General features: G+C 37.5%; 11 protein-coding genes. 1 reads left to right on the top strand and 10 read right to left on the bottom strand.

Annotated elements, in window-relative coordinates:
* Window positions 1-80 precede the first annotated feature (80 nt).
* The gene (locus GPZ88_RS06150) at window positions 81-1,736 is read right to left on the bottom strand and encodes a peptide ABC transporter substrate-binding protein (RefSeq protein ID WP_158913176.1); all 1,656 of its coding nucleotides are present in this window, start codon (window positions 1,734-1,736) and stop codon (window positions 81-83) included.
* Window positions 1,737-1,935: 199 nt separating this feature from the next.
* Here GPZ88_RS06150 and pbp3 point away from each other — a divergent pair, with 199 nt between their 5' ends.
* Window positions 1,936-3,168 (top strand): D-alanyl-D-alanine carboxypeptidase PBP3, encoded by a 1,233-nt coding sequence (gene pbp3, locus GPZ88_RS06145; protein ID WP_158913174.1) that lies wholly within the window; start codon window positions 1,936-1,938, stop codon window positions 3,166-3,168.
* Window positions 3,169-3,237: 69 nt separating this feature from the next.
* On the opposite strand, the gene sufB is transcribed toward pbp3, so the two are convergent.
* From sufB to GPZ88_RS06100, 9 genes are all read right to left on the bottom strand, one after another.
* Window positions 3,238-4,656 (bottom strand): Fe-S cluster assembly protein SufB, encoded by a 1,419-nt coding sequence (sufB, locus tag GPZ88_RS06140; protein WP_074482843.1) that lies wholly within the window; start codon window positions 4,654-4,656, stop codon window positions 3,238-3,240.
* A 4-nt stretch (window positions 4,657-4,660) separates the two neighbouring features.
* Entirely contained in the window at window positions 4,661-5,107 is a 447-nt protein-coding gene (gene sufU, locus GPZ88_RS06135) for a Fe-S cluster assembly sulfur transfer protein SufU (protein ID WP_039696032.1), read from the bottom strand.
* A complete protein-coding gene (locus GPZ88_RS06130) occupies window positions 5,094-6,326 on the bottom strand; it encodes a cysteine desulfurase (RefSeq protein WP_166043724.1) in 1,233 nt (410 codons plus the stop codon). The genes sufU and GPZ88_RS06130 overlap by 14 nt, the downstream gene beginning before the upstream one ends.
* Before the next feature lies 1 nt (window position 6,327).
* Window positions 6,328-7,590 (bottom strand): Fe-S cluster assembly protein SufD, encoded by a 1,263-nt coding sequence (gene sufD / locus GPZ88_RS06125; protein WP_014334313.1) that lies wholly within the window; start codon window positions 7,588-7,590, stop codon window positions 6,328-6,330.
* A 74-nt stretch (window positions 7,591-7,664) separates the two neighbouring features.
* On the bottom strand, window positions 7,665-8,435 hold the full coding sequence (sufC, locus tag GPZ88_RS06120; RefSeq protein WP_166043721.1) for a Fe-S cluster assembly ATPase SufC: 771 nt from the start codon (window positions 8,433-8,435) through the stop codon (window positions 7,665-7,667).
* A gap of 113 nt (window positions 8,436-8,548) precedes the next feature.
* The gene (locus GPZ88_RS06115) at window positions 8,549-9,712 is read right to left on the bottom strand and encodes a glycosyltransferase family 4 protein (RefSeq protein WP_039696028.1); all 1,164 of its coding nucleotides are present in this window, start codon (window positions 9,710-9,712) and stop codon (window positions 8,549-8,551) included.
* Between the two features lies 1 nt (window position 9,713).
* Window positions 9,714-10,475 (bottom strand): adaptor protein MecA, encoded by a 762-nt coding sequence (gene mecA, locus GPZ88_RS06110; RefSeq protein WP_074603782.1) that lies wholly within the window; start codon window positions 10,473-10,475, stop codon window positions 9,714-9,716.
* A gap of 103 nt (window positions 10,476-10,578) precedes the next feature.
* Window positions 10,579-11,418 carry an undecaprenyl-diphosphate phosphatase gene (locus tag GPZ88_RS06105; protein ID WP_039696026.1) on the bottom strand — a complete coding sequence of 280 codons (840 nt, stop codon included), beginning with the start codon at window positions 11,416-11,418 and terminating at the stop codon, window positions 10,579-10,581.
* A gap of 51 nt (window positions 11,419-11,469) precedes the next feature.
* Complete coding sequence (locus GPZ88_RS06100; protein WP_206282127.1) at window positions 11,470-13,362, bottom strand: DUF2207 domain-containing protein; 1,893 nt, start codon at window positions 13,360-13,362, stop codon at window positions 11,470-11,472.
* Between the last annotated feature and the right edge of the window lie 60 nt (window positions 13,363-13,422).

Here is a 13,422-nt window from a genome sequence, read left to right as displayed (position 1 = left end):
CAGGGGAAAAGTTTTACCTGTCAACAAAAGCAAGAATTGGCCGCAACCAATTCTTGCCCATTATTCATACTTATTAAAGATTATTTGTCTTTATAGGCATATGTAAAGTCAACTTGCAAACCAGTTGAGTTACGAACAAGACCTTTGATTGATGGATTTTGAAGTGCTTTTGTGTTACGGAAGTAAAGTGGGTTATAGTGTGCATTATCATAAAGTGCTTTTTCAGCAGCTTTATAATCATCTGCAGCAGCTACTGGATCCAAAGCATCTGTAGTCAATGCTTTTTGGTAGGCTGCATCATATGTCGCATCGCTAAACTTACCGTAGTTGTAGGCTGAATCAGATGTAAACAATCCATAGAATGTAGATCCTTCTGGATAGTCACCACCCCAAAGTGATAGAACAACATCAAAGTTTTGTGTTTTAGAATCTTGCAATCGTTGTTTGAATGTTACGAATTTTTCTTCTACTTTTAATCCTGGAAGAACATCTTCCCATGTTTGTTTGATGTAGTCTACTGACGCTTTGGCAACTGGTGTATCAGAATCAGCTGTAATTGTCAATTTAACTGATTTTTCACCGATTTCAGCAAGACCTTCTTTGAAAAGTTTTGCTGCTTGTTTTGCATCATAAGTGTAATCTTGTGATACGTATTTAGATAAATCAGTACCATCTTCTAAGGTTTCAAGTCCTGTTGGAACAAGAGCCGTTGCTGCTTTTGAACCAGTATCGATAGCTGCTTTAACAACACCTTCACGATTTGTTGCAAGGTTAAGTGCTTGACGAATCTTAGTATTAGCTAAAGCTTTAACAGAACCTGTTTCGTTGTAAACGAGGTATGCAGATGTTGCTTCTGGAGCATCCACAACATCTTTGTTGCTTTTATTTGCTTTATAAATTGCTTCTGTACCAGAGATGTTTGCTGTATCAAGCTCACCATCTTTATACATTTGCACGGCAGTATCAGGTTTTTTAACAGCTTGGACGTTAACTTTCTTCAATTTAACGTTTTTAGCGTCCCAATAGTATTTGTTTTTCACAAGTGTGAATGAACCATTAGAACCATTCCAATTTTTAACTGTGTATGGACCTGAATAAAGTGCTTTTTCAGAAGTTGTAGCGAAGTCACTTCCTGCTTTTTCCACAAAGGCTTTGTTTTGAGGAACGAAGTTAGCAAATGTCAAAAGACTCATAAATTGTGGAGATGGACTAGATAATGTAAAGATTACTTTATTACCGTCTGCTTTAACTCCCAATTCATCAACGCTCTTAGTACCATTGATAACTTCTGCAGCATTTAAAACATGCGCATCTGATGCAAGGTAAGCATACTCTGAAGCAGTCGCTGGATCAACAATACGTTGCCATGTATAAACAAAGTCATCTGCCGTTAAATCACTACCGTCAGACCATTTAAGACCATCACGTAATGTGGCAGTATATGTTAAACCATCTTCAGATACTTCTACTTTCTCAGCCAAATCAGGTTTTAATTCACCGTCTTCGTTACGACGAAGTAAGTTACTACCTGAGTTACCGATAGCAATTGAAGAATAAGTATCTGTAACTTTCGAAATGTCCAAAGTGCTAATTTCAGTCGGAGTGTACCAATTGATCTCATCAGTTTTTGAAGAAGTTGATGAGCTTTTACCTCCACAAGCTGCCAAAACAGCTGTTGAGACTAAGGCTACAGCCCCAAGACCGACGCGTTTCCATGTTTTACCATTTAGTGACATGTGACGCCCTCCTAGTTGTTCTCTCTAAATTATATTATTTGACAAATAAAATTATAGCATAAAGTTTCCTTAAAGAAAATAGTTTTTTCTGAAGAGAATAGTTTTTTCTGAATTTTTTGTCAGATTTTCTGACACACTGAAAGTAAGCGATTAATATGATATAATCATATTATCTAATTTTTTAACAAAGGATGGAACAATGAAGAAAGTTTTTGCTGTTTTGGCCCTACTCTTGGCCTTCATTGGAAACAAAGTTGCTGCTGATGATACCTTTGATGTAGCAGCTAAACACGCTATCGCTGTTGAAGCTTCTACTGGTAAAGTATTATATGAAAAAGATGCAACTACACCTGATGGTATTGCTTCAATGACAAAAATATTAACGGTTTACTTAACTTACAAAGAAATCGACAAAGGGAATCTAAGTTGGGATACTAAAGTTCCTATATCTGATTATGCTTATGATTTAACAGCTAATTCGGATGCTAGTAACGTTCCTATGGAAGCACGCGAATATACTGTGGAGCAATTAGTTAATGCTGCCATGGTAGCTAGTGCTAATAGTGCTGCGATTGCCCTTGCAGAAAAAATCGGCGGTACCGAAAGTAAGTTTGTTGATATGATGCAAACTCAACTCCAAGAATGGGGAATCAATGATGCTAAATTATTTAATGCTTCTGGTCTTAACAATAGTTACCTAGGTGATAACATTTACCCAGGTTCTAGTTCAACTGATGAAAATACCCTAAGCGCTCGTGATGTTGCCATCATTGCCCAACACTTAATCACCGAGTACCCAGATGTGCTTAAAATTAGTAACCAAACAACTGCTGACTTTGATGGTTCTACAATGAACACTTATAATTACATGCTCAAAGGAATGCCTTACGAACGTGATGGTGTTGATGGTCTAAAAACCGGTACAACTGAACTTGCTGGTGCTTCATTTGTTGCGACTTCTACAGAAAACGGCATGCGCATTATCTCCGTTGTCATGAATGCCGATGGTTGGCAAGAAAATGAATTTGCTCGTTTTGAAGCTACTAATGCCCTTCTTGATTACGTTAAATCAAATTACGAAATGACAACTCTTGTTGATGCTGGCGAATCAACTAAAAATAGCAAAGCAAAAGTTATCGATGGAAAAGAAAAGACTGTACCTGCAGTTGCTTCTCAAGAATTAAAGGTTGTTCATCGTATTGGTACTGATGCTTCTGTAAAATTCTCAACAAAAGTCAAAGGATACGAAGCTACTATTAATAAAGGTGATAAAGTTGGTTCTTTCATTTATGATGATAAACAAATCGTCGGAACTGGCTATCTAGACTCTAAACCAAGCGTACCAGCACTTGCTAAGAAAGAGGTAAAAAAAAGCATTTTTCTTAAAGTCTGGTGGAACCACTTCGTCACTTACGTTAACGAAAAACTATAAAAACTACCATTACTTTTCCTATTATATATAGAAAAAAAGAGACAAGTTTAAAAACTTGTCTCTTTTAAGTTATCCAACAGAACCTTCCATTTCATAACTAATCAAACGATTAAGTTCAACAGCATATTCCATTGGGAGTTCTTTTGTAAATGGTTCTACAAATCCCATGACAATCATCTCTGTTGCTTCTTGTTCAGAAAGGCCACGACTCATGAGATAATAGAGTTGTTCTTCTGAGATTTTTGAAACTTTAGCTTCATGTTCAAGCGCAACTTGTGAATTGTGAATTTCGTTAAATGGAATGGTATCGGAACTTGAAATGTCATCCATCAAAATCGTATCACATTCAATGTGACTAACTGATTTCTTAGAATTTTTATTAAAAGTCACTTGACCACGATAGTCAACTTTTCCGCCACCTTTAGCAATTGATTTTGAAACAATTGACGATGAGGTATGCGGTGCATTGTGAATCATCTTAGCACCCGTATCTTGGTGTTGCCCTTTATTAGCAAAGGCAATTGAGAGCATTGTCCCACGCGCACCTTCGCCATCAAGATAAACAGATGGATACTTCATTGTTGTTTTGGCACCAAGGTTACCATCAATCCATTCTACCGTAGCATTTTTCTTAGCCGTGGCACGTTTAGTTACCAAGTTATAGACATTATCTGACCAGTTCTGAATAGTAGAATAACGCATATAACTACCTTCAAGAGCAAAAATCTCAACAATGGCTGCGTGAAGACTTGCTGATGAATAGTTTGGTGCGGTACAGCCTTCTACATAGTGAACGCTTGCCCCTTCATCAACAATAATCAAAGTACGTTCAAATTGTCCCATCGCTTCGTTGTTAATACGGAAATAAGTTTGCAAAGGAATATCAACTTTGACACCTTTTGGGACGTAAATGAAGGTACCACCTGACCAGAAAGCTGAGTTTAAAGCAGCTAATTTGTTATCCGTTGGTGGGACTAATTTAGAGAAATATTTTTTGAAAAGCTCTGGGTATTCTTTTAGTGCAGAATCTGTATCCGTAAATACAATTCCTAGCTTGTCATACTCATCTTTCATGTTGTGGTAAACCACTTCAGATTCATACTGAGCTGAAGCACCAGCGAGATAAGCTCGTTCGGCTTCTGGAATACCGATGCGTTCAAAAGTTTCTTTGATTTTATCTGGAACATCATCCCATGAACGGGCAGGTTTATCAGATGCTTTTTGATAGTAAGTAATCTCATCAAAATCAATATCTGACAAATCTGGTCCCCAATCTTGCATTGGCATTTTATTAAAAATTTCCAATGATTTCAAGCGAAATTCCAGCATCCATTCTGGCTCACCTTTTTCAGCAGATAATTCACGAACAACATCTTCACTGATTCCTTTTCCTGTTGAAAAGACTGGTGTCACGTCATCGTGGAAGCCATATTGATACTCACCAATATCAATTGGTTTTGGCGTTACTTTTTCATTTTTTTCAGGCATCTAATTACCTTTCTGTATTTTTACTATCGTTTTCAATAGCTTTTTTTAAGGCGTTCCAGGCAAGAGTTGAACATTTAATACGTTGTGGAAATTTTGAAACTCCTGCCAAAAAACTTGCCTCACCTAATCTTTTTTGGGCATCGTCTTTTTCACCTTGAACCATTTTTGAAAAAATCTCAGCTAGTTCAAGAGCTTCTTCTTTCGTCTTGCCAACAACAGCATCAGTCATCATACTTGATGAAGCTGTTGAAATGGTACATCCATCACCAGCAAATGCAATGTCAGAAATGCGATCACCGTCGAATTTGACTGATAGTGAAATCACATCACCACAAGTTGGATTGTTAAGATTAACTTGATCAACATCTTCCAATTTGCCATGATGATGCGGATTTTTTGAGTGATCTGAAACAACTGCCATATAAAGACTATCTAATCTAGAAAGTGCCATTGAAAAACTCCTTTGTTTTAAGAATTGCTTCTATTAGTTTATCACAATCTTCTTTCGTATTATAGATATAAAAACTTGCGCGCACTGCCGAATGAATTCCAAGATAATTAATCAAAGGTTGTGCACAGTGATGTCCTGCTCGCACAGCAACACCTTCATAATCAAGTGCTGTTGCCACATCATGTGGATGCAATCCATCAATATTAAATGAAATGACTCCCATGTGCTGACTAGGGTCTTGTGGACCGTAAACTGTTACTCCTTCGATGGCTTGTAGTTTAGGTAAAACATAATCAACCAGTTCTTGCTCATGCGCATGAACATTATCTAAACCAAGATCATCCAAATACTCAATAGCCGCGCCTAAAGCAATAGCACCAGCAATATTTGGTGTCCCGGCTTCGAATTTCCAAGGCAATTCTGTCCAAGTGGCTTCTTGTTCGTAAACGAAGTCGATCATTTCCCCACCAAATTCAACTGGTGACATTTGATTGAGCAATTCTTCTTTACCATAAAGCACACCAATGCCTGTTGGTCCAAGCATTTTATGTCCTGAGAAAGCAAAGAAATCACAATCCAAATCTTGAACATCGATTGTCATATGCGGAGCAGACTGCGCACCGTCAACCACCATATAAGCACCAACTTCATGAGCTAATTTGGCAATTTCTTTAACAGGTTGCACTGAGCCTAAAACATTTGAAACATGGGCAATGCTTACAAATTTTGTTTTGCTTGAAAGTTTGCTACGCAAATCTTCCATATCCAGCTGACCATCTTTTAAATAAACATAAACCAATTTTGCACCAGTCTTATGGCAAACTTGTTGCCAAGGAACGACATTCGCATGATGTTCTAAAACCGAAATAAGCACTTCATCGTCTTTTTGAAGAACATCTTGGGCAAACTGCGCAACCCAGTTAAGTCCAGTTGTTGTTCCACGTGTAAATAACACTTCTTTTGTTGACTTAGCATTAATGAACTGACGTGCTTTTTCACGACTGGCTTCATAAGCAGCTGTTGCACGTTCAGCAAGGGTATGAACACCGCGGTGCACATTGGCATTGATAGTATGATAATACTGATTGAGCGCATCAAGTACTTTTTGTGGTTTCTGAGTTGTTGCCGCATTGTCTAGATAAACCAGAGGTTCATCATTGACAACTTGGTCAAGGATGCAAAAGTCTTGAGCGATTTTATGAGCGTCTAATTTTGTCATATTAGCGTTGCTCCAACTTACTGTCAAGCACAGCAATCATTTCATCACGCACTTCTTTGACAGGAATTTCAGTGATAACAGTACCTAAGAAACCACGAATAACTAGGCGTTCTGCTGTTTCCTTGTCAATACCACGACTCATGAGATAATACATATCTTCTGGGTCAACTTGTCCGATTGAAGCGGCGTGACCAGCTGTCACATCATTTTCATCAATCAATAGGATTGGGTTGGCATCTGAACGAGCTTTGTCTGAAAGCATCAGAACACGACTTTCTTGTTGAGCGTCCGCTCCCTTAGCACCTTTTACAATGTGACCAACACCATTAAAAGTCAATGTTCCGCGTTCAAGAATGACACCGTGTTGTAAAATGTGTCCGACTGAATGGCAACCGTAGTTTGTCACGCGCGTATCCACACCTTGAACTTGACGACCAGATGAAGCGGCAACCACTTTAAGATTAGCTTGGCTACCATCTCCGTACAAGTCTGAATCAAAATCAGCAATCACATTGCCTTCATTCATGATGCCGATTGCCCAGTCCACCACAGCATCTTTACCATGATGAGCACGACGGCTAATATAAGTTGTCACGTTATTTCCAAGACGGTCGATAGCAGAAAACTTTACTTGACTGCCATCTAAAGCAATAACTTCAACAGAGATATTTGCTGTTGCTTTAGCATCGCCTTCACCGATTGATTCAAAACGTTCTAGATAACTGATGTGACTATTTTTTCCTACAATAATAAGGACGTGTTTATTAAATGGAACATCACTAGCCTTATCTTGGAAAAAGAGACCTTCGATTGGCTCTTCAATGTCCACATTATCTGGAACATAAAGCACAGCAGCACTGTTAAAGTAAGCTGTATGATAAGCAGCTAACTTGTCTTCCAAGTCACCACGCGCTTTACCAAAATATTTTTCAATCACTTCTGGAATTTCTTCCAAAGCGCTATAAAAATCTGTAAAAATAACACCTTTTGACATCAAGTCAACAGGTAATTGTTCAAGGACAGTTTGTGTTCCAACCTGAACAAGTTTTGGATTATCTCCAAGCGCTGTAAAATCAGGGACATTAGCCAAAGCCACATCCTCTGAAATACTTCCATCACCCAAGTTCCAACGGTGAAATTTTACACGGTTGACTTCTGGTAATGGCAATTTATCTATATGATCAAAAGCAGCTAAGCGTCGCTCTTGCAACCACAAAGGTTCTGCTTTTGCTTGTGAAAAATTTAAAACTGATTCTTTCGTCATAATTTGATGTTTACTCCTTTTTATATCCAACATACGAGTATCATCTACTATAATAGTAGACTTGACATCATCAATTACACTTCTTCTTCGTATTTAATTCCAAGTTCTTCGGCAATTTTCGCATAACCTTCTTTTTCAAGACGAGCAGCAAGTTCTGCACCACCTGTAAGAACAACACGACCATCCATCATAATATGAACAACATCTGGTGTGATGTAGTTAAGAAGTCGTTGATAGTGAGTGATAATCATTGCTCCAAAGTCATTTCCACGCATAGCGTTAACACCTTTTGAAACAACTTTCAAAGCATCGATATCAAGACCTGAATCGATTTCATCAAGAAGAGCAAATTTAGGTTCAAGCATCAACAATTGAAGAATTTCATTACGTTTTTTCTCACCACCTGAGAAACCTTCGTTAAGGTAACGTTCTGCCATTTCTTCTTTCATGCCAAGAAATTCCATCTTTTCATCCAATTTTGTGATAAAATCCATAACAGAAATTTTTTCGTCATCTTCTTTTCCAGCATTCATAGCTGCACGAATAAATTCAGCATTTGTAATACCTGGAATTTCAGATGGGTATTGCATGGCAAGGAATAAACCAAGGCGAGCGCGTTCATCGACTTCAAAGTCGAGAATATTTTCGCCATCTAGTAAAATTTCACCCTGAGTAACCTCGTAATTTGGATTACCCATGATAGCAGCTGAAAGCGTTGACTTACCAGTTCCATTAGGACCCATAATCGCAGCAATCTCTCCAGTCTTAAGGGTTAAATTGACACCCTTAAGAATTTCTTTATCTTCAATTGAAACATGAAGATCTTTTATTTCAAGTACAGACATGTGTACGTTCCTCCAATTTATCAAATGCGGCAGTAACTTTTTTCTGAAAATTACCGCAGTTCTATAGGGTTACTAATCATTATATCAAAAAAAAGCCATAATAGGCTTTCCATTTACTTATTATTTTTGCGATTTTTCCATTTTAACATTGTCGCTTGGCGATAATCGCTATTTCCGATAAATTTAAGGGTATCGAAGAGTGGTGTTCGACCAACGCCCCAAATTTCAAGTCCTTCAATAAAGACTTCTAGGGCAAAGGCTAAACCAATCATCAAAAGGACACCACCTAAACGGCTTGAAACATTTAGCAAGAGTGCGATAAGTGAGAAAAGAATCGCAATTCCATAAACGACCAAAACAGCTCCACGGTGTGTAAACCCCATAGCTAACAAACGGTGATGCAAATGCATCTTGTCTGCTTCTGTCGCTGGACGCCCTGATAATTTACGGCGAATAATCGCAACAGTTGTATCCAAAATCGGAACACCAAGAATAATAACTGGTGTCACCACTGCAACAGCAGTCGAATTTTTCAACCCTTGAAGAGATAGCACACCAATCATAAATCCTATGAAAAGAGCTCCGGTATCTCCCAAGTATATAATAGCTGGATTGTAATTATAAGGGAAAAATCCTGCAATACAAGCAATCAATAATAAGATTGTCAAAGTCAAGTAAAAGTCGGTCTGTGGCAAGAAGAAATAAGATACCAAAGCCATTGTAATCAAGCTAATGATAGAAACACCACTCACCAGACCATCTAAGCCATCAATCAAATTCATGGCGTTTGTAATTGAAATAATCCAAAAAACCGTCAAAAAGAAAGTGACTACTGAATTGAATTGCAATAATGGTCCGCCGAAAGGAATTTTAAAACTATCAAAACGGAAATCCGTAAAGGCCCAAACAATGATAGCTCCTAAAATAATCCCTGCCATTTTTGTTTTTGGCTTCAATTCATAAATATCATCGATAAAACCAGTCGCTGTAATGATAAATCCACCAATAACAACTGGCAAAATATAATCAAAATAAGAAATCGTCCAAATCGGTTGTTTCAAAACCATTGGCATAAAAATCAAAGATGACATTAAAAAGGCTAAGAAAATCGCCAACCCACCACTACTTGGCATTGGGACTTCATTAACACGACGAGCATTTGGATTGTCAACGGCACCAACACGAAAAGCAATAAAACGAACAATTGGCGTCAAGAAAAGTGATAATAAAAACGCGCCAATTAAAACTAAAACATATTCAATTGTAAAGGGTGCCATACTATACCAACTCAATCATTTTTAATTTTTCGACGGCATCATCCGTCAATAATTCAACCGCATGCTCTTGTAAATAAGCACGAGTTTTTGTACCAGCGCCAGCGTATTCTAACATACGGGCATACATCAAATTTGCATAATAAGATGGGTGATTTTGCAAATCAATGAGAACTGTCATGTAGTAAGCCCCATCCATCTTATAAAGCTCTGAAGCTTCAACTGGAAAATCAATAGCCTTAGCAAAAGCAACAGTAGCTTCTAAGCTTGGAAAATCCAAGACATAGTGAACATAATCTGATGGATTCACATCTTCTTCCGGTTCAGTTTCAGCTTGTTGGGCATGTTCTGTCAGAACATCTTCAACAGCACCTTCCATCATTTCTTCAATCTTACCTAATTTTTCGTGAGCTTCCGTGTCGCCTTTAGACAACATTGTCTGCTCTAAAGTCTTGAAAAATTCCTCAGGTGACATGTTTGAAACATCATCAAAAGCTGCTAAATCTTCAAAGTTTATATCTTTATTGATTTCAGATTTGGTAACAAAGACATCAATGCGGTCTTTACGTGGTGTCACACGGAAACTAAGCATGCCACTGTCTTTGAAATTATCTGGTAAATCCAATTCATCCATTACTGAATAGAAGAACTCTTCTGTCTTTTCTTGTGGAATCAAGAAGTCTTTCAACTCCATTCCGCGTTCTTCTAAATCTTCCATACTAATCGTTATTTTTAGCGTTGTCTCGCTAATCTGTTTCATTTCCATACTATATACCTCGCACGAGTAGTCATTTTATTATACAAGAAAAGTCTTGTTTTTTCAATTTTTACGTAACAAAAAGCAGCCCTGACAAGGGCTGCTGGCTTTTTTAAAAGATAAATTTGGCAATGCTATATAGAATAAGAATTGTTCCCAAAACGATACGATATTTACCAAAAATAGTGAAATCGTGTTTCTTAACATAATCAGTCAAGAAGCGGATAACGTATAGACTGACAAGGAAAGCTGTAACGCTTGCCACCATCAAAATCAAGAATTGGCTAAAGTTTAGAACATTTCCGTCTAAGAAGAACTTAACAGCTTTCAAACCACTGTAACCAAACATAGTTGGAATAGCAAGGAAGAAAGTGAAGTCAGCTGCAACTGAACGACTTGTTCCCACAATGATGGCTCCAAGGATTGTTGCTCCTGAACGACTTGTTCCTGGAACGATACTTAGAACTTGGAAGCATCCAATCCAAAAGGCTGTCAAATAAGGCATGCGAGCAAGATCAGTCACTTCAGGTTCAATATTAGCATTTCGTTTTTCAATCCAGATAAATGCAATCCCGTAAACAATTAAGGCAATTGCGATTGGAATCATGTAGTTGAAGTGTGCTTCAAACCAATCATCAAAAGGTACTGCAATTAAAATTGATGGAATACATGCAATAACAACTTTTAACCATAGCTGCCATGTCAACTGAACTTCACGCGCTGTTTTTCCTGGCTGGAATGGATTCAAACGTTTAAAGTAAATCACAATAACCGCTAGGATAGCTCCCAATTGAATGACAATGTTAAACATGTCCAAAAACGCTTTATCTTGATTCAATTTTATAAATTCTTGAACCAAAATCAGGTGTCCTGTACTTGAAACAGGTAACCACTCTGTAATTCCCTCAACTACCCCTAAAAAGATAGCCTTAAGTAGTTCGAAAAATAACATAAGCTCTCCTTAATTTAATATCCCCTCAATTATAGCAGATTTGAAAGCATTTTAAAATGCTCCGCCGCCTCCGCCTCCGCCACCACCGGAGAATCCACCACTAGAGCCTGAACTACCAGATGATACAGAGAAATGCGCAGCTGAATCAGCACTTTGACTAGCCATTCCCAAACGATGAGTTTGCATGCCAATAAGGTAGCCAATTTCAGGATTCATCATAAAGTCTGATTCGCTAGCAAGTTTAATGTTATGAATTTTAAGGAATTTTTGAACTTGTTTGGCATAGCCGAACAGAGTCGCATAAACCAAGATACGATTCCAGACGACAACACCTTGCCAATCAACCTTATCAAATTTGTTAATGTCTCGCATCATATTAGTAAAGCTAACCCAAGCTTGAATACGTTGTTGTCCTTCAGCAGTTATCATACCATGAACTTTGTAATAATGAGATTTAACCATGATAATGACCAAACTCAAAACAACCAAAGCTAACAAAAGACCATAAGCAAGAAAAACTAGATTTAGATTAAACAAAAGATAGATTAACCCAATACCAACAGGTATCAAGGTAAGGAATAGGAGACCTTTTGCATATTCAAATTTCTTAGCGATACCATCGCTTAAATTCTCACGAATTTCTGGTAAAGCTTTTTGTGAAATTTCTTGATTAACTAAGTCAGTAATTTGTTCAAGTTTAGCAAGATAGCGATCATTGAATGCTTCACCAAGACTGTTTAATTTTGTTTCTAAAGTATGACCTTTGTATTTCTTCTTATAGTTATCTACCAAATCATCATCAAAACGATAATCTGCAAACAAGTCTTCAATTTTTATGGTCTCTTTTCCACCAAATGCCATATCAATTACTTCTGCTTCATAGCTTGTCATTGGCTTATCCAGATGACAAGTTAATTCCTCATCGCTTGCAGTAATCACATGACGATCAATCAAATCAAGCAAAGTCGCCTGCATGGCAGTTTCAAATTTAAATTTTTGTGAAATTGGACTTCCTTTGGTATCTGTATCTTGCAAATCAACATCATAGATATACTGCATAATTAGCAAAGGTGACCAATCTTCTGGCGCTTCATAAGAACGACTATCATGACTAAATTTTTCATATTTCTTAGCCAATTTTTTACCTGTAAAGAAGAAAATCCAAGCCAAAACAATCAAAATAATAACAAGAGCTGGCACAAGGTAAAACAATACCACTTTAAGCAACTGACTTTTACGAGCAATTTTTGCTTCTTGCTTAATAATAGCTGCTTTACGTTTACTTGCAATGGTTGCAGGAGTTGTCAAAATAGCTTTATCCCAGTAAGCGTGCAACTCTAACTTTCCATCAACATTTTCAGCCGTAATTCGATAACCATCAGGTAATTTTTCAACATTTACCGATTTCAAGTAACCCCTATGAGCCCAAAGTTTGCGATTAGCAGTTGTTTTATCTGTTAAGACTGTAAAAGTAACATGCTTCAAGGTTTCATCCCAATCACTAATTGGTACCCAATTGAGTTCAGCGACGTCTTGATAAGGGAATAGTAAATGCGATAGTTTCCAGTGTAGCTTAACAGTTACAATATCCCCGCTGGAACCAGAATTGTAGATTTTCACTTGGTAACCATCACCAAGATCGCTTACCACAGACCGAACAGTTTTATCGGCTCCATTAACTTCAGCAGAAACTTCTGGCTGATTATTAACCGAAAATCCTTCTGGCATGTGACCGGCTTCTCCCAAAGTCACCACCTGCCCATTGTACGAGGAATCAAAGCGATAAGTAATAGTCTGATAAAAATCAGCAGCATTATCATCGTGTATCGCTAAAACACCATCATAATTGCTGATACTATAGTCAACATCGCTATCAGCAAAAACTGGAACTGATAATCCTAAAACAGTAGCGATTGCTAGTAAAAATATTCTTAATTTTTTCATGATCTCCTACTCCTTTCTTATATCCCTATTTTATCATAATATATTGTATAAATATTCTAT

It is taken from the genome of Streptococcus ruminicola, assembly GCF_011387195.1.
GTDB lineage: Bacteria > Bacillota > Bacilli > Lactobacillales > Streptococcaceae > Streptococcus > Streptococcus ruminicola.
The sequence above is the reverse complement of the archived record's forward strand: the minus strand, read 5'-3'. Positions and strand labels throughout refer to the sequence as shown.

Excerpts from the sequence above, each read along its gene's own strand:
- GPZ88_RS06100 (WP_206282127.1), bottom strand. The coding sequence starts at position 13,362 with ATGAAAAAATTAAGAATATTTTTACTAGCAATCGCTACTGTTTTAGGA.
- pbp3 (WP_158913174.1), top strand. The coding sequence starts at position 1,936 with ATGAAGAAAGTTTTTGCTGTTTTGGCCCTACTCTTGGCCTTCATTGGA.
- GPZ88_RS06105 (WP_039696026.1), bottom strand. The coding sequence starts at position 11,418 with ATGTTATTTTTCGAACTACTTAAGGCTATCTTTTTAGGGGTAGTTGAG.
- GPZ88_RS06115 (WP_039696028.1), bottom strand. The coding sequence starts at position 9,712 with ATGGCACCCTTTACAATTGAATATGTTTTAGTTTTAATTGGCGCGTTT.
- sufC (WP_166043721.1), bottom strand. The coding sequence starts at position 8,435 with ATGTCTGTACTTGAAATAAAAGATCTTCATGTTTCAATTGAAGATAAA.
- sufB (WP_074482843.1), bottom strand. The coding sequence starts at position 4,656 with ATGCCTGAAAAAAATGAAAAAGTAACGCCAAAACCAATTGATATTGGT.
- GPZ88_RS06130 (WP_166043724.1), bottom strand. The coding sequence starts at position 6,326 with ATGACAAAATTAGACGCTCATAAAATCGCTCAAGACTTTTGCATCCTT.
- sufD (WP_014334313.1), bottom strand. The coding sequence starts at position 7,590 with ATGACGAAAGAATCAGTTTTAAATTTTTCACAAGCAAAAGCAGAACCT.
- GPZ88_RS06150 (WP_158913176.1), bottom strand. The coding sequence starts at position 1,736 with ATGTCACTAAATGGTAAAACATGGAAACGCGTCGGTCTTGGGGCTGTA.
- sufU (WP_039696032.1), bottom strand. The coding sequence starts at position 5,107 with ATGGCACTTTCTAGATTAGATAGTCTTTATATGGCAGTTGTTTCAGAT.
- mecA (WP_074603782.1), bottom strand. The coding sequence starts at position 10,475 with ATGGAAATGAAACAGATTAGCGAGACAACGCTAAAAATAACGATTAGT.